This is a genomic window from Hymenobacter sedentarius (genome assembly GCF_001507645.1).
Lineage (GTDB): Bacteria > Bacteroidota > Bacteroidia > Cytophagales > Hymenobacteraceae > Hymenobacter > Hymenobacter sedentarius.
Map to the genome: position 1 here is coordinate 3,184,231 of NZ_CP013909.1, position 24,877 is coordinate 3,209,107.

The following is a 24,877-nucleotide window of genomic DNA, read 5'->3' on the forward strand; positions in this document are numbered from 1 at the left end:
CCGCGCCTTTATTGCCAGTCAAACTTACGGACGAAGGCCGCGGCCCGGTGCAGGTCGGGGTAGAGAACCCGGTCCTGACCCACGAATTTAACCTCCTGCTGGAATGCTGCTACCACCTGCTCCAGTGCATCCGAAGTACGGCCTGGGCGGCGGAAGGCCAGCGCCTGCACAGCCGTAAGCAGCTCAATTCCCAAAACCTGCTCCACGTTTTCGATGACGCGCCTAGCCTTGGTGGCGGCGTTGGCGCCCATGCTCACGTGGTCCTCCTGGCCGTTGCTGCTCACAATGCTATCGACGGAAGCCGGCGTGCACAGCTGCTTGTTCTGGCTCACAATGCCGGCCGCGGTGTACTGCGGAATCATCAGGCCCGAGTTGAGCCCCGGCTCGGCTACCAAGTAAGTGGGCAGGCCGCGCTGCCCGGAAATGAGCTGGTAGGTGCGGCGCTCCGAGATACTGCCCAGCTCGGCCATGGCCACGGCCAGGTGGTCGAGGGCCAAGGCCAGGGGCTGGCCGTGGAAATTGCCGCCGCTCAAAATCTGGTCGTCGTCGGGGAAGATGTTGGGGTTGTCGGTCACCGAGTTGCATTCGGTTTCGACTACTTGGGCTACGTAGGCCAGCGCGTCGCGCGAGGCGCCATGCACCTGGGGCTGGCACCGGAAGGAGTAGGGGTCCTGCACCGCCATGCGCGGCTGGGTTTGCAGCTCGGAGCCGGCCAAAAGCTCGCGCAGGCGCTCGGCCACCCTTACCTGCCCGGCGTGGGGGCGAATGCGGTGCAGGTTGGGCTGAAACGGGTCGGAGCAGCCGCCGAAGGCATCGGTGGAAAGAGCCCCAATGACATCGGCCGCCGCGGCCAGGCGCTGGGCCCGCAGCACGCCATCCACGGCATAGGCCAGCATAAACTGCGTGCCGTTGAGCAAAGCCAGCCCTTCTTTGGCTTGCAGCGTAAGCGGCGCCCAGCTAAACAAACTCATGGCGTCAGCCGCGCTCAGGCGGTAGCCCTGGTAGTTCACTTCGCCCAGGCCCAGCAGCGGCAGGCACAAGTGCGCCAAGGGGGCCAGGTCGCCGCTGGCGCCCAGGGAGCCTTGCTCGTACACCACGGGCAGCATTTCTCGGTTGTACATATCCAGCAGGCGCTGGGCGGTGGCCACTTGCACGCCGCTGTGGCCGTAGCTCAGGCTTTGGGCTTTCAGGAGCAGCATGAGCCGCACGAGGTTGCCGGATACTTCGGCGCCGGTGCCACAGGCGTGCGACATCATCAGGTTGACTTGCAGCTGGGCGCGGGCCTCCGGGGCGATGCTCACATTATAAAGCGAGCCAAAGCCGGTGTTGATGCCATAAATCGGCGAGTTGTCGTGGGCCAGGCGCTGGTGCAGGTAGTCGTGGCAGGCGGTGATGCGGGCCTTGGCGTCGTCGCTCAGCGCAACGGGCCGGCCATCGGCCAGCAGGGCCCCCAGCTCGGCCAGGGTGAGGGGCTGAGTGGGCGAAATAAGATGGGTGGGCATTGAGGGATGGGTGGGGTGAGCGGGGGTGGCAGCAAAGAACTAAAAAAAATCCCCTCCTTGCCAGGGAGGGGATTTCGGAGGAGGGCTGCGGCCAACGGCGTAGTTGGGCTATTCCGCCGTCAGCGCGGTTACGACTTCGCCGATGGGCAGCACTTTTTCCTCGCCGGATTTCATGATTTTGATTTTCACCACGCCAGCCGCCAGCTCTTCCGGGCCCAGCACCAGCACCAGCGGAATGCCCTTGGCATCGGCGTACTTGAACTGCTTCTGCAGCTTGCTCACGTCGGGGTACAGCTCGCTGGGGATGCCGGCAGCTCGAAGTTGAGCCAACAGCGGCAGCGCGGCGCGGCCGCTGGCCACGTCGAAATGCGTGAGGAGGCAGCGGGTAGGAGTTTCGGCCGTCACGGTGAACAGGTCCAGCGCTTCGAGGCAGTCGTACAGGCGGTCGACGCCGAACGAAAAGCCCACGCCCGACACGCCCGGCAGGCCGAAGCTGCCGGTGAGGTTGTCGTAGCGCCCGCCGCCGCTCACGCTGCCCATCTGCACGTTGTTAATCTTGACTTCGAAAATGCAGCCTGTGTAATAGGAGAGGCCCCGCGCCAGGGTGGGGTCAAACTCGAGGCGGTCGAATTGCTTGAAGCCCGAGGCGGTGAGCAAGTCGCGCACGGTGGCCAGCTCCGTGAGGCCGCGGTAGTTGGCCTGTGGGTCTTCGGTTTCTTCGCCGTTGCCGGGGCGGGGGCCCTCGGGCTCCACGCCGGCCGTGACGAAGCCCGCCAGCAGGCGCACCAGCTTCTCCTCGTAGTCGCCATCGGTGGTCAGCAGCGCAAAAAGCGTGTCGATGGTGGCTTCCGAAAAGCCGCGGTCCAACAGCTCGCGGGTCACGCCGTCGCGCCCGATTTTGTCGAGCTTGTCGATGGCCACGAACAAATCCGACTCCCGCCCTTCGCCGTTCAGGGCCTGGTAAATGTTGCGCAGTACTCCGCGGTGGTTGATTTTGATGGTGAAGTCGTGCAGGCCCAAGCCGTTCAGCACCTGCGCCATCATCAGCACAATTTCGGCTTCGCAGAGCAGCGAGTCGGTGCCCACCACGTCGGCGTCGCACTGGTAAAACTCGCGGTAGCGGCCGCGCTGGGGGCGGTCGGCGCGCCACACGGGCTGCATCTGGTAGCGCTTGAAGGGGAAGGTGAGCGTGCCGCGGTTCATGGCCACGTAGCGGGCAAAGGGCACGGTGAGGTCGTAGCGCAAGCCTTTTTCAGCCACTTTGGGCAGCAGGGCTTTGGAGCCAATCTCCAGGTCGGCGGTTGTTACTTCTTTGGCGAAGTCGCCGGAGTTCAGGACTTTGAATAATAGTTGGTCGCCTTCGTCGCCGTACTTGCCGGTGAGCACTGAGAGGTTCTCCAGGGTCGGGGTTTCGAGCGGAGCGTAGCCAAACGACTCAAACGTGCGGCGGATAACGTTGAAAATGTGCTGGCGACGCGCCACTTGGGCTGGCCCGAAGTCGCGGGTGCCTTTCGGAATACTAGGTTTTTGCATGACGGGTGCAAAGGTAGGCAGGGCCTAGAACGAAAACTCCTCTGCTTGAATAAGGAGGGAATTTGACCGCGAAGCGGACACGGGATTGGTCGGATTCATTGAACCATGCAGGTATAGTGTAGCGTGGTCATCGTTCGGGCAGGGCGCCTAACCCCCTGATTCCTCTCCGAAAAGGAGAGGGGGCACCGGATTATCCACGGTCATGAATCATCAGGCCCTTCTCTCTTTTGGCTTCGCGCATGAAGCGAACCGGGGCCGTGGGGAGTCTCCTCCGCCGCACCATTTGGCCGAATCAAAAACAACAAGCCCCGCCGCCGGACTGACCGACGACGGGGCTGTTTTGCAGAAAGTAGAAGGTGAGAAAAGCGGGGTGGCAAATGGTAGAGTACCTCAGCCGCCGAAGCCGCCACCGCCCTGGGGCGCGGCCTCGATGCGGCCCGGCTTGGCCTTGCTGGCGCCGATGTACCAAGTGAAACCCAGCCAGCCGACGCGGCTTTCGTCTTTGGCGTAGCGGTAGCTGCTCAGGGCATCGGTGGCGATTTCGCTGCGGTACTGCTGGGTATTTAGCAAGTCCGACACGCGGAGGGTAAGGGCGGCGCGGTCGGAGAACAGGCGCTGACGCAGGGCGATGTCCATTTGACCCTGGGCCAGCTGGCGGCCCTGGGCCGTGAGCGAGGCCGAGCGCAGGTTACCGCTCAACTGCACGTCCAGCGTGGGACGGATAGTGAAGTTGTTGGTCAGGCGCAGAGTCCCCACCAGGGCCTGGCGATTGGTGCCGATGCCGTTGGTGGCAATTTGGGCGCGGTAGAGGGAGGTGCTGGTATTCAGACGCCACCACTTGGCCAGGGGCTGGTTCACGCTCAGCTCGGCGCCGAGGTTGGTGGTGCGGCCCACGTTGAGGAAGGTTTCGGCGGTGACCAGGCCGGCGCTTGGCCCGGCCAGGCGGGTGGCCAGGGTATCCACAAAGCGCAGGCGCTGGATGGAGTTGGTGGTGATGCGGGCAAACACGGTACTGGTGATAGTGGCCTGGCCCAGGTTGAGCTGGTGGCCCAGCTCAATGTTGTGGCTGAACTCGGCCCGCAGGCGGGGGTTGCCGAGGCGGTAGCTGCGCGGGTCCTGGTAGATAGCCAGGGGCAACTGCTGCATGAAGTTGGGTCGGTTGAGGCGGCGGGCGTAGCTGAACTGCAGGCGGTTCTGGCCAGGGTCCTTGCCAAACTCGCGGTTGATGGTGGCCGAGGGGAAGAAATTGAGGTAATCCTGGTTGAGGCTGCCGCGCTGCGCAATGCCCGCCCCGCCCTGCACCGTTCCGCTCAGGATGGTGTACTCCGAACGCAGGCCGGCCTGGGCGCTCCACTTGGGGCCGAGGGGGCGCTGCACGGTTACGTAAGCCGCGGGCACCACCTGCTCCGAGGTGTAGGTGAGCGAGCGGGTGGGGTCGTCCTGGAAGTCGTTGGGGCGGCTTTCGCTGCTGGCGTAGCCAAACTCATTGGCACCCTTCTGAGCCTGCCGCTCCAGTTTTACGCCCATTTCCAGGCGGCCTTTGCCTGCGGCCAGGGGGTGCGTGTAATCCACCTGCCCAAATTGAATGTTGCCCAAGAGGCTCAGCTGCTGCCGGGTGCCGGGCTGGGCCACCTGCGCAGAGCCGGCTTCGGCAAACTGCCGTTGCACCACCGGCACATTGGCGTCAATCACCACGCCGCCGAAGTTCGCGGTCAGCTCGCGGCCCTTGTGCTCGGCCCAGGTGCGGCGGTAGCTGCCGTCGTAGTTTAGGATTTTTACCTGCACGTCAAGGTCTTGCCGGCCGCGGGCGCGCTGCACGGCGCCGTAGTTGGTTTGCTGGGTCAGCTCCTGGCCTTCGCCTTCCAGGTTTACCTCTTTGCCGGGCGAGACGTTCAGGCTCAGGGTCTGGCTTTTGGGCAATTCCAGCTCAACGCCCACCCGCACGTTGTGGTTGCGGTGCACTTCGCTGCCCGCGCCTACCTGCGTGGTGCGCACGGTCTGGGGAGCCGTATCAGTGCCCAGCAGGGCGGTTTGCTCGGAGTGGCCGTGGCTTTGGTAGGTCACGTCGCGGCCGTTGTAGCCCGCCGACCACGTGGCTTTGCCCACCTTGCGGCTCAGGTTCAGGTTGCCGCTGTATTTGTCGCCGGTTCCCACGTTCAGGGCGGCGGTGCCGTTGGTGCCGGCCTTGGTTCCTTTCTTGGTAATGAGGTTGATGACCCCACCGCCGCCGGACGCGTCGTACTTGGCCGAGGGGTTGGTAATCACCTCCACCTGGGCAATGCGCGAGGCCGGAATCTGGTCGAGGCGCTGGCCGCCGGAGTTGCCGTTGCTCACACCGGCCGGCTTGCCGTCGATGAGGATGGTCACGTTCGAGGTGCCGCGCATGCTCACGGTGCCGTTCACGTCCACGCTCACCGAGGGCACGTTTTGCAGCACGTTGGCCGCCGTGCCGCCCACGCTGCCCAGGTCTTTTTCCACGTTTATCACGCGCTTGCCCAGCTCTTCTACCACGGTGGCTTTCTGGCCCGTTACCACCACTTCGCTGAGCTTGGTGGCGGTAGCGGCCGTGAGCTTCAGCCCTTGCAGTTGGGCGGCCGGCGCGGCTTCGGTGAGGGTGAAGCGGCGGCGCAGCGGCTTGTAGTTCAGGTCCTGCACCCGCATCAGGTAGATGCCCAGGGGCAGGTAAGCGGCCTTGAAGGCGCCCTGGTCGTTGGTTTGGGCCACGGCCACAAATGTGGAGTCGGCCGCGCGGAGCAGCAGCACATCCGAGAAGGGAACGGGGTTGCCCGTGCCGTCTTCCTTCAGGCTGCCGCTCACGCTGCCCGGGCCCGCGGTTTGGGCCGCCGCGCCCAACGGCAGCAGGAGCGAGGCAACAGCCCACATGCGCAGGGAGCGGCCAACATGAATCAGGGTACTTGGAGTGGAGAAGAGTTTCATAATGCAGAGGTGAAGGTGAGGGGAGCGAGGCACGACTCGGGTCTGGCAGCGGCCGCGGTTCCGCTGGAGAGGTGAGTGAACCGGGCGCCCTTTTCAGGTGAGTGAAGTGGCGGTGGTCTGGTAGCGGGTCATATTTGGTACACGCTAAGCTCAGCTACTGGGCTAACAATAGAACAAAAGTAAAACAGGTACTTTGTAAAGCAAGGTACTGTTGCAAATTTTTTTAATCTAGCTCAAGTATGTCATGGGTTAGGTGCTGGTATTCAGCCAAAAGAAATTTTTAAATAAAAGTTGCTTGCCCTATGGTTGGGCTGGTAAAGCCTTGCGAGTACGCGGCAATAGATGCATGGCTCCGGCTCGCAGTTGCCTGAAGACTTCACTTTTCTCCATTAAAATCAAAAAAGCCCCGACCAGATGGCCGAGGCTTTATGTGATGTTTACAAAAAATGAGGCTAATAGGGGCCGGCCCGTTCAGCTCAATAGTTACTTGCGCTTTGCTGGTACGCGGGGTTTGGCAGCTTGCTTCACGGGGTCAACGGCCAGGCCGTTGCGGTAAGTCACGGAGCGAGCTTCCGTTGTGCCATCTTCTTTGTAGTAGGTCCAGACGCCGCTTTGCTTGCCGTTGCGGTACTGCCCGCTCACGGCCAGGGTGCCGTCTTCGCGCAGCTCTTTAAAGGGGCCCAGCAGCACGTTGCGCACGTAGGTGGTTTCCTTGCGCAGCTTGCCCGACGGGAAATATTCCTGGGCCACGCCCGACGAAAACCCATTGACAAAAGGCTGGCGGCTTTGCACCTGCCCGTTCTCAAAGTAGGTGAGGCGGTCGCCGAGCAGGCGGCCGGTGGGGCCGTAGGTTTCGGCCTTGCGCGGGGTCTTGCCATCGGGATAAAACTCTTTCCAGGTACCGGTGGGCTTGTTGTTCTTGTACTGCTCCTCGGCCTGCGGCAGCTTGCCGGCCACGTCGTGGTAGCGCGTGATTTTACGGTCGTGGCCATTGTTGCTGTAGTCGATGTCCTCGCGCAGGTTGCCGTTTTCGAAGTACTCGAGCGCGTGGCCGGTGGGCACGCCGTTGTGATAGGTCAGCTTGGTTTTCACCTGGCCGCTTTCATAGTAGCTCGTCGACGGGCCTTCGAGGTTGTTGGTGCCGGTGATGGGGGCCAGCCGTTTGGTGAGGTCGTCGCCCAGCCGGTTTTTCACTGGCCGCTGCACCAGCGGGGCGGGGGCGTAGGTGCTTTCGGTTTGAAGCTTGCCGCTCATGTAGTAGCTGCGGTAGCGGCCGCGGCCGTTTTTGTCGGCCAGTACTTCGTTCTCAATCTGGCCGTTGGGATAGTACGTTTTGTACGGCCCCGACAAGAGCCCGCGGGTAAACGTGCCCTCGCTCTGCACCGCGCCGTTGGGGTAAAAGAACTTCACCGCGCCGTTGGGCTGGCCGTCCACATATGTGATTTCGGCCTGGGTCTTGCCGTCGGGGTACAGCGCTTTGAGGGCGCCGTTGGGCTGGCCTTTGGTGAGGGTGGTGCGCAGCTTCACCGACCCATCGGGGTGGTAGAAGGTGAGCTCGCCGTTAGGCTCGTCGTTCTCAAACAGGCCTTCCTGGGCCACCTTGCCGTTGTCGTAGTAGGTTTTGAACGGGCCCTGCCGGATGCCGTCGTGGTAAGTGGTTTCGAGGCGGCGGTTGCCGGTGGGGTGAAATTCGACGTAAGCCGAGTCGCGCTTGCCGTTAGTGAAGCTGGTTTGTTGCTCCAGCTTGCCGTTGCGGTAGTAGCGCCGGTAGGTGCCCTGGGGCACGGTATCGGCGGCCACGCGGGCCGTGTACACCTCGCGCTTGTGCACGTTGGTGGAGTCGTAATACGTGACGAGCCGCCGCAGCTTCTGGCCGTGCGAGGGCAAGGCCAGCATCAGTAGAACAAAAGGCAATAGGTATTTCATAGGCGCAAGAACGCAGAAAAAGGGTTTTCCGTGCAGTGAGAGGAGCTTACTAAAATTCGGGCCAAAAAAAGCCCCATCGAACGTTCGATGGGGCCTTGCTTGGTGTGGCTGGGGCCGCTTATAGTCGCTCGACTACAATGGCGCTGGCGCCGCCGCCACCGTTGCAAATGCCGGTGACGCCGATGGTGCCGCCCTCGTTCTTGAGCACGTTCATCAGCGTGGTCACGATGCGCGCGCCGGAAGCCCCCAGCGGGTGGCCCAGGCTCACGGCGCCGCCGTACACGTTCACTTTGGTGCCTTCCAGGTTCAGCAGCTTGTTGTTAGCCAGGCTCACCACCGAGAAAGCTTCGTTGATTTCGTAGAAGTCCACATCGGCCGCCGTCTTGCCAGCGTTCTTCAGCGCCTTCGGAATGGCCAGGGCCGGCGACGTGGTGAACCATTCGGGGGCCTGCTCGGCATCGGCAAAGCCCAGGATGCGGCCGATGGGGGTGAGGCCCAGGGCGTCGGCCTTCTCGCGGCTCATGAGGAGCACGGCGGCCGCGCCATCGTTTAGCGTGGAAGCGTTAGCGGCCGTCACGGTGCCGCCTTCTTTGATGAAGGCCGGCTTCAGGCCGGGCACTTTCGAGAAGTCCACTTTCAGGTACTCTTCGTCGTCCTCCATCACCGTGGTTTTGCCGCGGCTCTCGATGGTGACGGGCACAATTTCGTCTTTCTTCTTGCCGGCTTTGGCGGCCGAGGCGCTGCGGGTGTAGCTCTCGATGGCAAAGGCATCCTGCTGCTCGCGGGTAATGCCCATTTCCTTGGCCGTGTTCTCGGCCGCGTTGCCCATGGCGTAGTCGTGGTAGGGGTCCCAGAGGCCGTCGCGCACCAGGCCGTCAATCATCTGGCCGTTGCCGTACTTGGCGCCAAAACGGGCCTTGTCGAGGTAGTATGGCACGTTGCTCATGCTCTCCATGCCGCCGGCCAGAATTACATCGGCCTGCCCCAGCATAATGGCCTGGGAAGCGAACATGATGGCCTTGGAGCCCGAAGCGCATACTTTATTCACGGTGGTGCACTCCACGGTGTCGGGCAGGCCGGCTTTCTTGGCGGCCTGGCGGGCGGGAGCCTGGCCGAGGTTGGCCGAAATAACGTTGCCCATGATAACCTGCTCAACTTCCGACGGGGCCACGCCGGCTTTCTCCAACGCCCCTTTCAAGGCAATGGCGCCCAGCTCCGTGGCCGACAACGACGACAGTGCTCCGCCAAATGAGCCAATGGGCGTGCGGACGGCAGATATGATGACAACTTCTCTGGTTTGCATACGAGGTATGGTAAAAGGGTTGGGTGGGAGGTTCAATCAGGCCGCAAAAGTACGGATTTACAACCCCCGAAACGGTAGCCAGCCTAACGGTCGTTCGGGAAATTTAGTTGGCGGCCCAACGGCCATAGGCTGAAAGCGAAATCACCAGGTCGGCTTGTTGGGGTCAGGCTTCTGTTGAGCCGGTCGGGTTTGCTGCTGCAGGTACTGCTGCTCCTGCACGCGCAGGGTTTCCAGCAGCTGCCGGGCCTGCGCCGGACTCAGGTTCATGGCCTGCAGGCGCTCGCGCTGGGTTTGCAAGCGCACATCGGCCGGCGTAGCGGCGCCGGTGCCCGGGCGGTTGCTGCGGCCGGTGGGGGCAGGAGCGGGGGCGTTGCTGCCGCGGTCGAGCCCGCGCTGGGTGCCGGGCGTCACGCCGCTGGCCACGGGCTGCGGGGTGCCCGCGCCGGGCGTGCGGCCCCCCGCGGCGGCTTTGCCGGGCGCGGCATTGGGCTGCTTGCTGTTGGGCTGCCCGGCCGCATCGGGGCGCTGCTCGGGCGGTGAGTTGGGCTGGGCGGGCGCTGGCTTTTGGTCGTTGATTTCGCCTTGGCGGTTGGTGCCGGCTTTTTCGGTAGGTTTATTTTTTTCGGCGCCGTTCTTATCCGGCGCGGGCTTGGGTGTTCCGGGCTGCGGCTTGGGCTGAGGCGGCGGGATTTTCGGTCCCTCCGGCCGTTGGGCTAAATAATCGCTGAGTACTTCGTAATCGAATCGGGCTCCGGCATTGGCGGGGTCGAGCAGCAACGCCTGCCGCAGCAAGCCCAGGGCCTGCGCTATCTCGCCCTTTTGGGCGGCTTGCACCGCCAGCTGTTGGCGTGCCACGCTGCTCAATTGAGCTGGGCTGCCAGTCAGTAGCCGCTCATAGGTGGATTGAGCCGGGCCCAGCTGCCCAGCCCGGGCCTGCGCATGGGCCAGGTTGAGCACCAGCCGCGGGTCGGACGTGCGACGGGCCTTAGCGTTCAAAGCCGCTTCAAATTCCTTTGCGGCCGTTGCCGCATCGCCACGCCGATAGGCGGCCGTACCGGCTGTCACGGCTGTATTGCGGTCGTGCACCCACGTCAACAGCTTCCAAGTGGGGCCACTGATTGCCAACACCAATAACACCAGGTATTTCATGGGCGAATAATGGTAATGGTAAGCGCGATATCCAGCGCCAGCAGCAGCAATGCGGCGGCCAGCGGGTAGCGGTAGCGGTTGTCGGCCACGGCCACGGTCCGCACCTGCTCGGCAGCCCCCTGCATGGTGCGCAACGACCGCAGCAGCGTCCCAAACCCGTTTTGCTTGTTGTTTAGCTCCACATACTGCCCGACGGTTTGGGCCGAAAGCTGCAACAGCGGGGCTTCCTGCAGGCGGGTTTGCACCAACTGCCCCCGGCCATCTTTCACAAAGCCGCCGCCGGGCTTGGGAATGGTAGCGCCCTCGGCCGTTCCCACGCCAACGGTATAAATCCGCGCCCCGGTGCGGGCCAGCGTCCGGAGCACCGGTTCCAGGTTCTCGCCAAAATCCTCGCCATCGCTGACCACCACCAAGGCCGTGGCCCGTGGCGTGCCCGCCGCGCTGCGTGCCGGCACCAGCCGGCTGAGCACCAGCTCAAGCGGGGCCCGCAGGGTGGTGGGGCCCGCCGGCAGCAAGCTGGTGCGCAGCGTGCTGATGAACACCTGCACCGCTTCCTGGTCGTAGGTCAGCGGGCACTGCACCACCGCCTCAGTCCCGAACACCACCAGCCCCAGCCGGTCGGCCGGAAATTGAGCTACCAGCTGCTGCAACTCAGCTTGGGCGCGCAGCAGTCGGGTAGGGGCCACATCGGGCGCATCCATCGAGCGCGACACATCCACCAGCAGCCACACGTCTTTGCCGGCGGTGCGCACCGGCCGTTGGCTCACCCCGATGGCGGGGCCCAGCGCCGCGCCCAGGAGTGCAGCGCCGGCCAGCACCCGGAGCGCCAGCTTCCAGCCACGGCGCCGCGGGCGCGTATTCAGGGCGTTGGCCAGCCGGCCCGTGCGCTGCCAGAGTCCCAGCAACAGCAGCAGCGCCAACATTACGGCCAGCCCCACCGCTACGAAATCAGGATATGCCCAGGTTAGCAATTGAAGTACAGGTGAAATAGCAAACCGCAAAGAAGCCTCCGGCCCTGGCGCATGTCCAGCTTTGTGAGGCTCAAAGATAAATTTTTCGCCCAAAGTGTGGCGTTTTGAGTTCTGCCCGTATATTTGCACCCGCTTCGGACGGAAGCGAAACCAGCCTGGAGAGGTGGGTGAGTGGCTGAAACCAGTAGTTTGCTAAACTGCCGTAGCTCTAAAGGTTACCGGGGGTTCGAATCCCCCCCTCTCCACTATAATGTTGGGTTGCGAAAGCTTCCCGTTGGGGCTCCACCCAGTAGGTAGTTTTCTAAACTCAACATTATTTTTTTCGGGGTGTAGCGTAGCCCGGTATCGCGCCTGCTTTGGGAGCAGGAGGTCGTAGGTTCGAATCCTGCCACCCCGACATTTGTTTACCCCGTTTCGACCCCGTAGCTCAGCTGGATAGAGCAACTACCTTCTAAGTAGTCGGTCTTTGGTTCGAATCCAAACGGGGCCATTCTATTAAGTCCCTTCCCCGTCCGGGAAGGGACTTTTTTTGTTTTAGCCCCAGTGACGCTGAGCCCCCTGTTTCCCCAGTGCATTAGCCCAACCATAATGGAATAGCCCAACTTCCCGAAGGCGCGTGCAGTATCTCACTTCCCAAGTGCTTAAGTCTTCATAGTTGTTAGACATTAACCATGTTGCTTATCTTGAGTGCAAAAGCCAGCCTGCTTGAGTTAGGCGCCTGCCTGCTAGTGCGTTGCCTATTGTCATCAACCTCTTTTGTTATCAACCCGTAATTACCATGTTCTCGTCATGAAAAAAACATTACTCTTATTGGTTTGGCTGGGCTTTGCCGCTGGCCTGCACGCCCAAACCCCCAACCTGGGGCCGTGGGTAGAAGTAAATAAAGTCGGAAGCGGCGCCTTCGCGCCGGGCTACTTTATTGTTGATGTGAAAACGACGTCGCCCACCATTGCCTGGATGGTGGCGGAGGAAAACTCCAGCGCTGGCAAGCCCACCGCATTCTTTGTCACCAATAACGCCGCGGGTGACCAGTTCAATTTTGGCACGGTGAGCGCCGCCAACGGTTCGCAGAATTACCAGACGGGCAATATCTCCAGCGTGGGCGTTTCGGCTACCACGGCCGTAGCCGCTACTTTCCCAATTGCGCAAGGCGCGGCGGGGGGCGAGATACTGCGCACCACCAACGGCGGCATCAGCTGGACCAAAGTCACTACCGCTTCGCAGTTTGTGGGCACGCAGGGCGGCTTTTGCAACTTCGTGCACATGTTCGATGCCAGCGTGGGCGTTTCGCTGGGCGACCCCACCAATGGCTATTTCGAAATACTGCGCACCACCGACGGCGGGCTGACTTGGACGCGGGTGCCCCAATCCAGCATCCCGGCGCCTTTGCCCAACGAATTTGGCCTCACCCGCTCGTTTTTTGCGCGGGGCAATACCATCTGGGCCGGCTTGGGCTCCTCCAACGACAATGCCCCCGTGCGGGTATTGAAATCCACTGACCGGGGGCTCACCTGGACGGCCAGTGCGGTCACCACCTTGCTTGGCGGTATCACCCGCTTGGCTTTTAAAGACGATTTGAACGGCATCGCCTATAATAACAAGGTGGCCAACAACGCTTTCTCAGAAGTCAATGTCATTCGCACTTCCGATGGGGGCGCCACCTGGTCGCCCATTACGCCAGTAAACACCGCCAATGGCAGCTTTTTTCATTTTGACATCGATGCCGTGGATGGGCGCTACTACAGCGTGGGGGCCCGGTTCCCCGTGACTACCCCCACGCCAGTAGCCGCCGATTTTGGCTCTTCCTATAGCACCGACGGCATCAACTGGACCAACCTCAACAACAGCCAGGGCTTCTTTTCCTTTGACCTGATTTCGGCTCCGGCAGGCGCTCCGGCGGGCAGCGCCACGGGCTACGCCGGCGCCGCTACCGATGCTAATGGCGTGGGCGGTATCTTCAAAGCCAGCAGCACGGTTACCGCTACCCGCGATGCGGCCTTGCAACGCGTGCTCAGCGCGTATCCCAACCCCAGCCATTCGGGGGTGTTCAAAGTGGAGCTGAGCTCTTTTCTCAAAGGCAGCGCGCAGCTCACCGTAGTCGATGCTCTAGGCCGCCAGGTACAGGCGCAGGCCTTGAGTGCCACGGCCATTGGCTCCAGAAATGTGACCCTGAACATGAGCGGCGAAAAAGCCGGCGTGTACACCCTGCAGGTGCGCACCGACGCCGGCATTGCCACGCAAAAGCTGGTGATTGACTAAGGGATAATAACGCAATAAAAAAAGGCCTTTCCCACGCCGGGAAAGGCCTTTTTTTATGTTCCGAATTTCCTTTGGGACCATGAGGGTTTTGCGAGGAATTCGGAGAAGCTGAAAATAAAAAAATACAGGGGCAAAAACCGCAAATATTGACAGAAATGGGATTAAATAAGTACTTTTGATTGTTCAGTACCTAGCAACCCGAAGGGCTGTTTAACGACCTGATTTAATCCCGCCCACATGAGCGAAACGAAAGAGAAAATGGCACAGTCGGACTATTCCGCCGACAGCATTCAAGTACTGGAAGGGTTGGAGGCCGTGCGCAAGCGGCCCAGCATGTACATCGGCGACACCGGCATGAAAGGCCTGCACCACCTGGTGTGGGAGGTAGTCGACAACTCAATTGACGAAGCCCTCGCCGGGCACTGCGACCTGATTAACGTTACCATCAACGAAAACAACTCCATCACCGTCCGCGACAACGGCCGCGGCATTCCGGTAGACTGGCACGCCAAAGAAGGCAAGTCAGCTCTGGAAGTGGTGCTGACCGTGCTGCACGCCGGGGGCAAGTTCGACAAGGGCTCCTACAAAGTGTCCGGGGGCCTGCACGGCGTGGGCGTGAGCTGCGTGAACGCGCTGAGCACCGACCTGAAAGTGACCGTGCGCCGCAACGGCCACATGTACGAGCAGGAGTACAAAATTGGCTTCCCGCAGTACCCCGTGAAGGAAGTAGGCGACACCGAGGAGCACGGCACGGAAGTGCAGTTCTTGCCCGATGCCAGCATCTTCACCGAAACCGAATACCGCTACGACACCGTGGCGTCGCGCCTGCGCGACCTGTCTTATCTGAACAAAGGCATTCGCATTACCCTCACCGACCGCCGCGAGAAGCTGGAAGGTGGTGAGTTTCGCGGCGAAGAGTTCTTTTCGACCGGTGGCCTGCGCGACTTCGTGCAGTACCTCGACGGCGAGCAGCGGCCTTCGCTGCTCTCGGAGCCCATCTACGTGGAGAGCGAGAAGGGCGGCACGCCGGTAGAAGTGGCCCTGCAGTACAATACCTCGTACCAGGAAAACGTCTATTCCTACGTTAATAACATCAACACCATTGAGGGTGGCACGCACGTGGCGGGCTTCCGCTCGGCGGTGACGCGGGTGCTCAAGACCTACGGCGACAAGAACAAGCTGTTCGAAAAAGCCAAGGTGGAAATCACTGGTGATGACTTCCGCGAAGGCCTCACGGCCGTTATCTCGGTGAAGGTGATGGAGCCCCAGTTTGAGGGCCAGACGAAAACCAAGCTCGGCAACTCCGAAGTGAGCGGCGCGGTGAACTCGGTGGTAGGCGAGATTCTGACCCAATACCTGGACGAGAACCCGAACCAGGCCAACCGCATTATGGAGAAGGTAATTCTGGCCGCCAAGGCCCGCATCGCCGCCCGTAAGGCCAAGGACATGGTGCAGCGCAAGGGCGTGCTATCGAGCAACAGCCTGCCGGGCAAGCTGGCCGACTGCTCGGAGTCGGACCCCGAAATCTGCGAACTGTACCTTGTCGAAGGTGACTCGGCTGGTGGCACTGCCAAGCAGGGCCGCAACCGGGCGTTTCAGGCCATTCTGCCGCTGCGCGGTAAAATCCTGAACGTGGAGAAAGCCCAGGAGCACCGCATCCTGGAAAACGAGGAAATCAAGAACATGATTACCGCGTTGGGCGTGAGCTTCAACGAGCGCAAGTCCTTGGCCTTTACTACGGAGGACGACGGCACCGAGTCGGGCCCGCTCAACTTCAGCAAGCTGCGCTACCACAAGGTCATCATCATGACCGACGCCGACATCGACGGCTCGCACATCCGGACTCTGATTCTGACCTTCTTCTTCCGCTACATGCGCGAGCTGGTGGACCGGGGCATTATCTACATCGCGCTGCCGCCGCTCTACCTCGTGAAGCGTGGCAAGGAAGAGCGCTACTGCTGGACCGAGGAGGAGCGCAGCCAAGCCCAGGAAGACCTTGGCCGCGGCAAGCCCGAAACGGTGAACGTGCAGCGCTACAAAGGTCTTGGCGAAATGAACGCCGAGCAGCTCTGGACCACCACTATGCAGCCCATGACCCGCACCCTGAAGCAAGTAACGGTAGAATCGGCCGCCGAAGCCGACCACCTGTTCTCGATGCTGATGGGCGACGAAGTAGCGCCCCGCCGCGACTTCATCGAACGGAACGCCAAGTACGCGAAACTTGACGTGTAAGCACCACGTCATTGAAAAGGCCCGCTGCAAAGCGGGCCTTTTCTTTTTCAACAAAACATTATGCAGAGAAACGTCATGCTGAGCGCAGCCGAAGCATCTCGCGTGCTGTCACTAATCAATCATTAGCTGCGCTGAGCTTCGGTTCAACGATGCGAGCGAGATGCTTCGGCTCCGCTCAGCATGACGTTCTCTTGACAGTATGGATTCGTGCTAATCAACTTTATAAACCTTATGCGACAACTGATTTCTTCCGGCGCACCCTGGGAAGCCATTGTGGGCTACTCGCGAGCCGTGCGCGTGGGCAACGTGGTGGAGGTGGCGGGCACCACGGCTCAGGATGGCCAGACCGTGACGGGCTCGGATGCTTATGCGCAGGCCAAGCGCGTATTGGAGAAGATAGGAATGGCACTAACCGAGGCCGGTGCATCGTTTGAAGATGTAGTCCGCACGCGCATGTTCGTTACCGATATCTCCCGCTGGGAGGAAGTGGGGCGGGCTCACGGGGAGGTATTTGGGCATATCCGCCCCGCAACGTCCATGGTTGAAGTTAAGGCGCTGATTGACCCGCGGTTGCTGGTTGAAATAGAAGCCACGGCCATTATTTCCACTTAAAATAGCCTGAACAGGGCCATTTCCCCGTATTTTGCCCTGACTTTCCCCGCCACCATGAAGCTCTTCAAATCTGCCGACCTTATTCGTAAAAGCAAGTACATCAGCCGCGACTTGAGCTGGCTGCGCTTTAACTACCGCGTGCTCGACCAGGTGCAGGACCCTAACCGCGCCTTGTTCGACAAGCTCAAGTTTCTGGCCATCACGAGCTCGAACCTGGACGAGTTTTTTATGATTCGGGTCGGGTCGCTGTACAACTACCTCGACTACGGCAAGGAGCGGATTGACTACTCGGGCCTGCGGGAGCTGCCGTTTCGGCGTAAGCTGCTCGATTTCGCGCACCGCTTCGTGAACGACCAGAGCCTGACCTACCTGAACGAGTTGAAGCCCAACTTCGAAAAGAACGGCTTCAACATCCTCAAAATGGCGGACCTGACCGAGCTGGAGGTGAAGAAGGTGGATGGCTTTTTCAAGAACACCGTGTTTCCGCTGCTTACGCCCATGGTGTACGACGCCTACCACGGCTTCCCGCTGATGATGAACCAGATGCTCATCTTTGGCGTGGTGACGCGCATCGGCAACGGCCTGGCCGTGGGGCTGGACGGCGAAGCCGAGAAAGGGCAGGAGCGGCTCACCTTCGTGCAGATTCCGCAGAACCTAACCCGGTTCTTTGAGCTCAACCGCAAAGACAAGGTCATTTTCGTGCCCATTGAGGAAGTGGTGCGCGAGTTTCTGCCCCGCCTGTTTCGCAACGTGGAAATTGTGGCGGCCAACCTGTTCCGCATCACCCGCAACGGCGACTTCACCCTCGAAGAATCCGACGACATCGACAACGACTTCATCAAGGAAATCCAGGTTGGGCTAAAAACCCGGAAGCGCGGCCGCGTGGTGCGCGTAGAAGTGGAGCCCAACGCCTCGCCGGTGCTGATGAACGTGCTGCGCGAGCGGTGGAACATCGACAACGGCAACGTCTTCGTTATCAACTCCCTGATTGACCTCAAAGGCCTGTGGCAGATAGTGCGCCACCCCAACTTCCGGGGCAAAACCGCCAAGCTGCCCTCGCCGGTGGCCCCGCTGAGTTTGCCCGAAGGGGCCGAGGAGAACATGTTCGAGTACCTCAAGACGCACGACGTGCTGCTGCACCATCCCTACAACAGCATCGAGCCCATGGTGCGGCTGCTGGAGCAGGCCGCCGTGGACCCGCACGTGCTGGGCATCAAGCAAACCATCTACCGGCTGGCCGACGACTCGCGGGTATCGGCGGCGCTGCTCAAGGCTGCCGAGAATGGCAAGCACGTTTCGGTGCTGTTTGAGGTGAAGGCGCGGTTTGATGAGGAGAAGAACATCCGCGAAGGGGCCCGGCTAGAGAAGGCCGGCTGCTTCGTGATTTACGGGGTGAGCAAGTACAAGACGCACACCAAGCTGCTCATGATTATCCGCAAGGAAGGGGAGAAGGTGACGCGCTACGTGCACATCGGCTCGGGCAACTACAACGAGCAGACTTCGCGGCTCTACACCGACGTGAGCCTGCTCACGACCAACGACGTGTATGGCCACGACGTGTCGGAGTTCTTCAACGTCATCACCGGCCACTCGCAGCCCGACGACTACGAGTACCTCATCACGGCGCCAAAGGACATGCGCCAGCAGCTCATCCACCTGATTCGGGAGGAAGTGAAGCAAGCGAAAAAAGGCCTGCCCAGCGGCATCGTGATGAAGATGAATTCGCTCGAGGATAAGGAAATCATCGACGAGTTTTACAAGGCCGCGAAAGCCGGCGTGCCCATCCGGTTTATCGTGCGTGGCATCTGCTGCCTGCGCCCGGGCCGCCCAGGGCTGAGCGACAACATCGAGGTGCGCAGCATAGTAGGAGAGTACCTGGAGCACACCCGGCTGTTCTATTTCCACCACGGCGGCGAGGCCCGGGTGTACGCCGGCTCGGCCGATATCATGGTGCGTTCCTTCGACCGGCGCATCGAAGCCCTGTTTTTGATTGTTAATCCGCAGCTTAAAAGAGAAGCCATTAATATTCTGATGATGAATATGATGGACAACCAAAATAGCTACGTGATGCGCGAGGATGGTGCCTATATCCGCCAGCACCCCGCGCCCGGCGAGCCGGTAGTAAACGTGCACAAAGACTTCTTTAAACGCGACGAAGCCCAGCTGGCTACCGCCTCGCCCGAAGGCTTGCTGGCCCTGCTCGACGTGCAGGCCCAACGCCGTGTTGACGCCGCCGTGGCCCTTGGAGTGGCTGAAGAAGCCGCTGCCCAAGCTGCTCTCGAAGCAAGCGAAGCAGCGGGAGATGATACCTTCGGCGAAGGGGAAGAAGTTGAGGTTGAGGTGTGCGAAGACGACGCTACGCCCGTAGGTCATATAGATGAGGAAGGCGTAGGGGAGTTGGTCGTTCCGAGTTAAAGTGGCTGGCCCTGGCGTGGGCACCTCACCCCCGGCCCCTCTCCAAAAGAGAGGGGAGTCATGGCGGCTCAAGCGTTAGCTCAATTCCTGAAAACCAAAAGTCCCACCTCAATCTTGAGCTGGGACTTTTCATTTGGTTACCATCAGGCTCCCCTCTCTTATGGAGAGGGGCCGGGGGTGAGGTCCCGCTGCTCAATTACTCTAGTTGCTCGGCGTGCTGGTTCTGCATATCTGGCACGGGGAGGTGGGCGGGATGGCCGGTTTCAGGATGCGGGTTGAGCTCATCGAAGAAGTCTTCGAACAGGGATTGGAGCATGCCATCTTTCAGCCCAATGTCGGGCACGAGCATGCTGTTGATACCCGCCCACTCCATGGCGGACAGGTAGATATGGCCGGCGGGCACAATTACATCGGCCCGGTCGGGGTTAAGCATGGCCACGTTCACGCGCTGCTCCATGCTCAGGCCGGAGAGGCGCGTGAGGATGGTGTCGATGCTGCGCTTGGTGATGGGCCGGTTGGGCGCGGCAGGCGAAAGACTGTAGATTTTGTTGATGTTGCCGCCCGTGCCGATGGCGCGGGTGACGTGGTGCTTGCGCGACTGCTCGCGTACCCAGGCCTCCATGCGGGCCCAGAGGTCGGTTTGGGCGTCGGTATTGGCGTCGCCGCTTTCTTCCTGCTGCATCCGCCGGATTGAGCCGATTTCGAACGACTGGGCCGCAACCTTGCGGCGGTCGTGGTAAATATTGAATTCGGTGCTGCCGCCACCTACGTCGATGTGCAGGTAGTGCTTGTTGTCTTCCAGCAGGTGTTCGATGACGCGGTTGATGAAAAAGGCTTCGTCCTGGCCGTCAATCACCTTGATTTCCATGCCCAGCTCCTGCTGCACGCGGGCCTTGATGGCCGCGCCATTGCTGGCCGAACGCATGGCCGAGGTGGCGCATACCAGGTAGTGGCAGACTTCGTGCACCTCCATCAGCAGCTTCAGGGAGTGCAGAAACTTGACAAATTTCTCTTCCTTGGCCGGTGAAATCCGGCCGGAGGCAAATACGTCTTCGCCCAGCCGCATTGGGAAGCGCACGTACTCCACGCGCTTGAGCCGGTAGCGTCCTTCGTAGTAAAGCACCGCGGAAATCTGGCACCGTACGGCGTTGGACCCTATGTCAATGGCGGCAAGTTTGCGAAGAGGATAGTTCATAAGCACGAAATTACGGTACAATAGCTGCGGGCTACGCTTTAATTGCCTGAGCCTTGCAAGCTCTTTTGGTCCTGCCCTCGGCCACACCAGCGACGCCCCAGGCGGTGAGTGGGCTTTGCTCAGCGGCAAAAGTCCGCTCAAAGTTTGATTTCAAAGCAACTATTGCTGCAGCGGAGCACTGGTTTTCAGCTCAAGTTTCCTATTTATCAATGCGGAAACCCAGGCCGAACTGGATAAGCGTGCTTTCAGCCGACTTTTGATAGGACACCGAGAGGGCTAGCGTTTCCACTACTGGGGCTATATAGAAGCCCGCGCCGTAGCCGCTGTGCCAGCCATCGGCAGAAGAACCTTGGAAGTACACCCGGCCCTGGTCGTAGAAGCCAAATACGCCGTAATAGAAGGGCAGGAAATTGGTCTTGACTTGGCCCAGGGCGAAGCGCAGCTCGGTGTTGTAGTACAGGCTGGCGTCGCCGCTGAAGCGGTTGCGGTAGTAGCCCCGCAGGTTTTCGGTTTGGCCCAGGCTGGCGAATTTGTAAAAGGGAATGCTGGAATCGGGGCCGTAATTTTTGGCGCCGCCGCCTTTTAGCACCAGTGTGATGGGAACGCCGATTTTGGCCGTGCCGTAGTATTCGGCGAAGGCCTGGGTTAGGCCAAAGTTGTTTTTTGCGCCGTTGAGCTGGCGGTAGGAGTCGTGCTGCAACCGGATGCGGGCCCCGCGCTGGGCAAAGCTGGGGCGGTTGCGCAGGTCCAGATCAAGCACGGCGTTTAAGCCCAATAGCTGCTGGGGGCTGGTATTTGCCCGCGCACCACTGGATAACTCCAAATTAGTGGTGCCCAGGTAGCTGTTGCCGGCAAAGCTGCTGGTGTAGTCTTCGTAGGTGGGGCCCACGCGGAGGATGCTGCGCTGGAAGAACGTGCGCTCTAGGAAGGCATTGAGGGTGTAGCCGCGGTAGCGGGCGTTGTAGAACTTGTTGTCGTACTGGTCCTGGCTGAAGGCAGTGTTGTTGCCCAGGCCGAAGAAGCGGTAAAAGGGAAAGTAGTTGCCGTAGCGCACCTCGGCGCCCACATCCACTTTGCCAATGGCGTAGCGGTGGCGGGTGCTGGCCGTAACCTGAAACAGGCCATTGGAACTGCCTTGCACATTGAACTGGTACATGTTCTTGTAGCCGGGCTTGCGGAAGCCCTGGCGCAGGAACGTGACGCCCGCGCCGGCCCCGAAGCCGTCGTTGGCGTTGTAGAAAAGCGAGATGCTCGGGCGGTAGCTATTGTACTCAAACTGCTCCCGGTTGTAGGCATTCACGCCCACGCGGGAGCTGGTGTGGTTGTCGGATTCGGGGCCTAGGTGCAGGTCGGTGTCGGGCACGTCGTACACCTTGGTGAGGGTGCGCAGGCCGGCCGCGCGCGAGTCGTCGGTAATGCGGTCTTTGCCATCGCCGCCGATTACGCGCACCAAAATGCTGTGGCTGCCGCCGTCGCCGGTTACCGTGAATATGTCTTTCCCGTCGAGGCCGTACAGGCACACTTCGTCGGTTTCGTTGGGCTTGAAGGTACGGTCGAACAGAGCCGGACCATTGGATGCTTCGCTCTCTTTGGCCTTGTCAAACATCTGCACCCGCACTTGCCCATCGGACATACGGTTGACCTGAAACACCTCGCTTTTGTTGCTGCCCACTACGTCCACCCGCTTGGCTAGCAAGAGGTAATAATCATCCAGCGCTTTAGGCAATGTCTGGATTCTGGACTTCAACTTGCGGTTGATGTCTTTGCCGGATAAGTCCTGAATTTCAGTGGGTAGTTTTGCCGTTGCCTCGTCGATAACGGCGGGCGCTAACTTGGCCTGGAGGTACTTGCCTGCCTCCTGCCACTGCCCCCGGCTCAGGCCCTGGAGCAGAAACCGGTCGAGGTGCCGCGCGGGCCAGTTGAGACTTTTGAGGTCGTGAAACTCGTCCTGAAAATCCTCGATGCTGGGCACGGCCCACTCCCGGTTGGCGATGTACGTGAGCAGGCCATTCCACAGGGTAAAGGACTGGTCGCGGTCGCGCGGAATGGGGCGGTAGAGGATGCCGCCACCGGGCTGCTTGTAGCCGGCCCACTTCCAGTTGTCTTCGTGTTTGCCGAAGTCGGCCACCAGCATGTCGAAGGCCCGGGCCCGGGCCAGACCGGGGGCGTCTACCCGGTTGTCGTGGTCTTTGAAGAGCTTGCGAAAGAGACTAAAGCTGCGGGTCACCTCATCAGAGTTGCCAAACCCGGCCAAGTTGCCTTTGGGGTCCTTGGGGCTGTCCTCCAGGGTGCCCAGCAGGTCGGCGTATTGCTCCCGGTAGGGGCCCAGCTGCTGGTTGTCGGGCAGGCGAAACAGGCGGGGCCGAGCGTGCAGTATATCCGTCTGGTCGAGCAGGTAGCCGATGGGCAGGTTGGAATAGGGGTTGGCCGTGGCCGTGATGTCGCGCAACACGTCGGACGCAATGGAGTTGCGCAGTTCCGGGGGCAGGATTCGCGTAACGTCCTTGTCCACCGACCGGAACACGTACTCCGAACTGTCGTTGGCAATGAGCTTGAGGGAAGTCGTCTGCCGGCCGCCGCCCTTGCCAAACGGATGCAAGCCGCCTTTTTCGGTGGCCAGGTCCAGCGTGGGCACGGCCACAGGCTGCAGCCAGGAAGTGCGGTAAAGGTCGCCGAGGAGAAAGCGCTTGGCAGGCCCAGCCTTGTACTCCGGGCCGGGCACTACCGTAGTGGTGGCCTGAAACGGGGCATCGGGTTTGCTCTCTTCTACCGTTTTGGCAGTGCCGGGGCATTGCGGAATAAACGGGTTCACCGGGGCTTTGGCAGCCGCCCCATCGGCGCAGGCCGAACGGAACAGCGTGCCGGTGTAAGCGTCCTGGGCCGGCTGGCTGCCCTCGCCAAAGGTGTGGAAGTGCGTGGTGACGGTGCCGTCGGCAAAATATTCGAGGGTGGTGTAGCCTTCTTTACTTTCGTTATAAAGCGACTCGCCATTGGTCCCAACGTGCTGGCTCTCCACAAAGCTGCCGCTCACGATATGGTAGTTACCCTGGAACGGCGTGAGCTGCAGGCTGTAGTCGTGGGCGGCGGCATACACCAGGCCGGGGTTGCTTTGCAGGGTATTCAATAGCTCCTTGCTCAGCTCCTGGTAGCGTGGGTTGGCCAGGTCGCGGGGGCTGCCCACGTTCTGGCGGTAGGCAGCGTAGATGGTGCCCAGCACCGGCGGGATCAGGTGCCGCGCGAGGGGTTGCCGGCCGCCGTACACCCCGTTGCTGAGGACGGGGTGGTGGCCCACCAGCAGCACGTTTTTGTTCTTGGTCTCGTCGATGATGTCCTGGAGCTGCTCCCGAAATTCCTCTTTGGTCAGGGTTTTGCAATCGGTGTCGGGCGCTTCGGGCCGGTCGTAGGGGTGCGTGAACCAGGGCGTGTTGAGCGCCACCAGCCGCACCAGCGGGGCCACGTCCACCACCTCGGGGCCCGGGCAGCCATTGGTCGGAATGAAAGCGTTTTGGCCTGGGAGCTGCTTCTCAATGTATTTCTCCAGGCGGCGTACGGCCTTGAGGCCCGTGGGGCCGGAGTTGGCCCAATCCTTATCGCCGGGCAGGAAATAAATTTTGCCCTGCGGCAGGCCTTTTACCAGCCCAATCAAGGCATCGGCGCGGCTGCGCTCGGTCTCCGCCAGCGCTGTATCGCCTTTGGCGGCCAGCCCCGTGTTGCCCACAATATCGCCGAGGTGCACCACCGTAAATGGGCCCGTCTGCTGCTCCAGGGTTTGGCGCAGCCGCTTAAGGCGTTCGGTGGGCAAAGCGGCCTGAGCGGTATTGCCCAGCAGAAATACGGTGTGAGCGGGGGCGGAAACCTGGGCGTTAGCAGTGACTGCCAGCAGCAGCGAGGCTGCCAGTAAAAGTGAGTAGATGCGACGCATAAAAGCAGTATATAGGCTCTCTTACGGCTCTTCAACCAAAAAGTAAGGGCGTAGTTGCGCCAAGCTCCGCTGAACTGCCGCCCCCATTGCCCGTATGCATGCCCGCCCAAGCCTATTTTATACCGAGGCCAGCTCCCGCAAAATTTTGGGTACTCCCGAGGTCGCGGGCTCGGCCACGTACTGAATGCCCCGCCGGCCGGCCGCGGGCTGGTGCGGGTCGATGACGTAGACCGGGCAGCCCACGGGGGCATAATGCAGCAGCCCGGCCGCCGGGTACACTTGCAGCGACGTGCCCACCACAAGCAGGGCATCGGCGGTGCCGGTGGCTGCGGCCGCGTCTTCTATCAGGGGCACCATTTCGCCAAACCACACGATGTGGGGCCGCAGCTGCCCGCCATCTGGGGCCAGGTCGCCGAGGTGAATGTCGCCGGGGCAGTCGTACACCACGGACTCGTCTTTCACCGAGCGCATCTTATTCAGCATGCCGTGCAAGTGAATGACCTCGGTGGAACCGGCGCGCTCGTGGAGGTCGTCGACGTTTTGGGTGATGATGGTGACGCGCCAGCCCGGTTCCTCCTCAAAGCCGGCCAGGGCAAAGTGGGCGGCGTTGGGCTCCACGCTGCGGGCCTGGGCGCGGCGCTGGTTGTAGAAATCAAGCACCAGCTCGGGATTGCGGGCAAAGCCTTCGGGCGAGGCCACGTCTTCCACCCGGTGGCTTTCCCACAGGCCATTGGAGTCGCGGAAGGTGCGAATACCTGACTCGGCGGATACGCCGGCACCGGTAAGAACGACAAGGTGTTTCACTGCGGAGTAGACTATAGGGTGGGAGGGTGGTTTTCAGCGGGCAAACGATGCCTTCAATATTTTCTTTTAACCGAGAATCGGCCGGCTCGGTGCCCGATTATCACCGGAGTAGTAGGC

General features: G+C 61.1%; 14 protein-coding genes and 3 tRNA genes. 7 read left to right on the forward strand and 10 right to left on the reverse strand.

What is annotated here, in order from left to right; translation table 11 throughout:
- Positions 1 to 8: 8 nt before the first annotated feature.
- The 7 genes from hutH to AUC43_RS13120 form a co-directional block, all read right to left on the reverse strand.
- Positions 9 to 1,502: a histidine ammonia-lyase gene (gene hutH / locus AUC43_RS13090; RefSeq protein ID WP_068194331.1), complete on the reverse strand. Its 1,494-nt coding sequence runs from the start codon at positions 1,500 to 1,502 to the stop codon at positions 9 to 11.
- Positions 1,503 to 1,610: 108 nt separating this feature from the next.
- The gene (hisS, locus tag AUC43_RS13095; RefSeq protein WP_068194333.1) at positions 1,611 to 3,035 is read right to left on the reverse strand and encodes a histidine--tRNA ligase; all 1,425 of its coding nucleotides are present in this window, start codon (positions 3,033 to 3,035) and stop codon (positions 1,611 to 1,613) included.
- A gap of 390 nt (positions 3,036 to 3,425) precedes the next feature.
- Positions 3,426 to 5,972, reverse strand: a complete 2,547-nt coding sequence (locus AUC43_RS13100; RefSeq protein WP_082685084.1) for a TonB-dependent receptor domain-containing protein — start codon at positions 5,970 to 5,972, stop codon at positions 3,426 to 3,428.
- 483 nt (positions 5,973 to 6,455) lie between these two features.
- Positions 6,456 to 7,898 (reverse strand): toxin-antitoxin system YwqK family antitoxin, encoded by a 1,443-nt coding sequence (locus AUC43_RS13105; RefSeq protein ID WP_068194340.1) that lies wholly within the window; start codon positions 7,896 to 7,898, stop codon positions 6,456 to 6,458.
- A gap of 118 nt (positions 7,899 to 8,016) precedes the next feature.
- Positions 8,017 to 9,201, reverse strand: a complete 1,185-nt coding sequence (locus AUC43_RS13110; RefSeq protein WP_068194343.1) for an acetyl-CoA C-acyltransferase — start codon at positions 9,199 to 9,201, stop codon at positions 8,017 to 8,019.
- 141 nt (positions 9,202 to 9,342) lie between these two features.
- Positions 9,343 to 10,350 carry a tetratricopeptide repeat protein gene (locus AUC43_RS13115; RefSeq protein ID WP_068194347.1) on the reverse strand — a complete coding sequence of 336 codons (1,008 nt, stop codon included), beginning with the start codon at positions 10,348 to 10,350 and terminating at the stop codon, positions 9,343 to 9,345.
- Entirely contained in the window at positions 10,347 to 11,321 is a 975-nt protein-coding gene (locus tag AUC43_RS13120; protein WP_157781072.1) for a VWA domain-containing protein, read from the reverse strand. Before AUC43_RS13120 ends, AUC43_RS13115 begins: the two co-directional genes overlap by 4 nt.
- Before the next feature lie 157 nt (positions 11,322 to 11,478).
- Between AUC43_RS13120 and AUC43_RS13125 the strand changes: the two genes are divergently transcribed.
- The 7 genes from AUC43_RS13125 (at position 11,479) to ppk1 (ending at position 18,839) form a co-directional block, all read left to right on the forward strand.
- Positions 11,479 to 11,566 (forward strand) — tRNA-Ser (locus AUC43_RS13125).
- A 78-nt stretch (positions 11,567 to 11,644) separates the two neighbouring features.
- Positions 11,645 to 11,718 (forward strand) — tRNA-Pro (locus tag AUC43_RS13130).
- Positions 11,719 to 11,737: 19 nt separating this feature from the next.
- A tRNA-Arg gene (locus tag AUC43_RS13135) sits at positions 11,738 to 11,811 on the forward strand.
- 299 nt (positions 11,812 to 12,110) lie between these two features.
- Entirely contained in the window at positions 12,111 to 13,580 is a 1,470-nt protein-coding gene (locus tag AUC43_RS13140) for a T9SS type A sorting domain-containing protein (RefSeq protein ID WP_068194354.1), read from the forward strand.
- A 237-nt stretch (positions 13,581 to 13,817) separates the two neighbouring features.
- Positions 13,818 to 15,812 carry a DNA topoisomerase (ATP-hydrolyzing) subunit B gene (gene gyrB, locus AUC43_RS13145; protein WP_068194360.1) on the forward strand — a complete coding sequence of 665 codons (1,995 nt, stop codon included), beginning with the start codon at positions 13,818 to 13,820 and terminating at the stop codon, positions 15,810 to 15,812.
- A 231-nt stretch (positions 15,813 to 16,043) separates the two neighbouring features.
- On the forward strand, positions 16,044 to 16,424 hold the full coding sequence (locus AUC43_RS13150; RefSeq protein WP_068194364.1) for a RidA family protein: 381 nt from the start codon (positions 16,044 to 16,046) through the stop codon (positions 16,422 to 16,424).
- A 54-nt stretch (positions 16,425 to 16,478) separates the two neighbouring features.
- Entirely contained in the window at positions 16,479 to 18,839 is a 2,361-nt protein-coding gene (gene ppk1 / locus AUC43_RS13155) for a polyphosphate kinase 1 (protein ID WP_082685085.1), read from the forward strand.
- A 196-nt stretch (positions 18,840 to 19,035) separates the two neighbouring features.
- Here ppk1 and AUC43_RS13160 read toward each other — a convergent pair whose 3' ends face one another.
- From AUC43_RS13160 to AUC43_RS13170, 3 genes are all read right to left on the reverse strand, one after another.
- Positions 19,036 to 20,034 carry a Ppx/GppA phosphatase family protein gene (locus AUC43_RS13160; protein WP_082685086.1) on the reverse strand — a complete coding sequence of 333 codons (999 nt, stop codon included), beginning with the start codon at positions 20,032 to 20,034 and terminating at the stop codon, positions 19,036 to 19,038.
- 199 nt (positions 20,035 to 20,233) lie between these two features.
- Positions 20,234 to 23,956: a hypothetical protein gene (locus tag AUC43_RS13165; RefSeq protein ID WP_068194367.1), complete on the reverse strand. Its 3,723-nt coding sequence runs from the start codon at positions 23,954 to 23,956 to the stop codon at positions 20,234 to 20,236.
- 117 nt (positions 23,957 to 24,073) lie between these two features.
- Complete coding sequence (locus AUC43_RS13170) at positions 24,074 to 24,760, reverse strand: SIR2 family NAD-dependent protein deacylase (RefSeq protein ID WP_068194370.1); 687 nt, start codon at positions 24,758 to 24,760, stop codon at positions 24,074 to 24,076.
- Positions 24,761 to 24,877 lie beyond the last annotated feature (117 nt).

Excerpts from the sequence above, each read along its gene's own strand:
- AUC43_RS13110 (WP_068194343.1), bottom strand. The coding sequence starts at position 9,201 with ATGCAAACCAGAGAAGTTGTCATCATATCTGCCGTCCGCACGCCCATT.
- AUC43_RS13105 (WP_068194340.1), bottom strand. The coding sequence starts at position 7,898 with ATGAAATACCTATTGCCTTTTGTTCTACTGATGCTGGCCTTGCCCTCG.
- AUC43_RS13115 (WP_068194347.1), bottom strand. The coding sequence starts at position 10,350 with ATGAAATACCTGGTGTTATTGGTGTTGGCAATCAGTGGCCCCACTTGG.
- AUC43_RS13150 (WP_068194364.1), top strand. The coding sequence starts at position 16,044 with ATGCGACAACTGATTTCTTCCGGCGCACCCTGGGAAGCCATTGTGGGC.
- gyrB (WP_068194360.1), top strand. The coding sequence starts at position 13,818 with ATGAGCGAAACGAAAGAGAAAATGGCACAGTCGGACTATTCCGCCGAC.
- AUC43_RS13140 (WP_068194354.1), top strand. The coding sequence starts at position 12,111 with ATGAAAAAAACATTACTCTTATTGGTTTGGCTGGGCTTTGCCGCTGGC.
- AUC43_RS13165 (WP_068194367.1), bottom strand. The coding sequence starts at position 23,956 with ATGCGTCGCATCTACTCACTTTTACTGGCAGCCTCGCTGCTGCTGGCA.
- AUC43_RS13100 (WP_082685084.1), bottom strand. The coding sequence starts at position 5,972 with ATGAAACTCTTCTCCACTCCAAGTACCCTGATTCATGTTGGCCGCTCC.
- AUC43_RS13160 (WP_082685086.1), bottom strand. The coding sequence starts at position 20,034 with ATGAACTATCCTCTTCGCAAACTTGCCGCCATTGACATAGGGTCCAAC.
- hutH (WP_068194331.1), bottom strand. The coding sequence starts at position 1,502 with ATGCCCACCCATCTTATTTCGCCCACTCAGCCCCTCACCCTGGCCGAG.
- ppk1 (WP_082685085.1), top strand. The coding sequence starts at position 16,479 with ATGAAGCTCTTCAAATCTGCCGACCTTATTCGTAAAAGCAAGTACATC.
- hisS (WP_068194333.1), bottom strand. The coding sequence starts at position 3,035 with ATGCAAAAACCTAGTATTCCGAAAGGCACCCGCGACTTCGGGCCAGCC.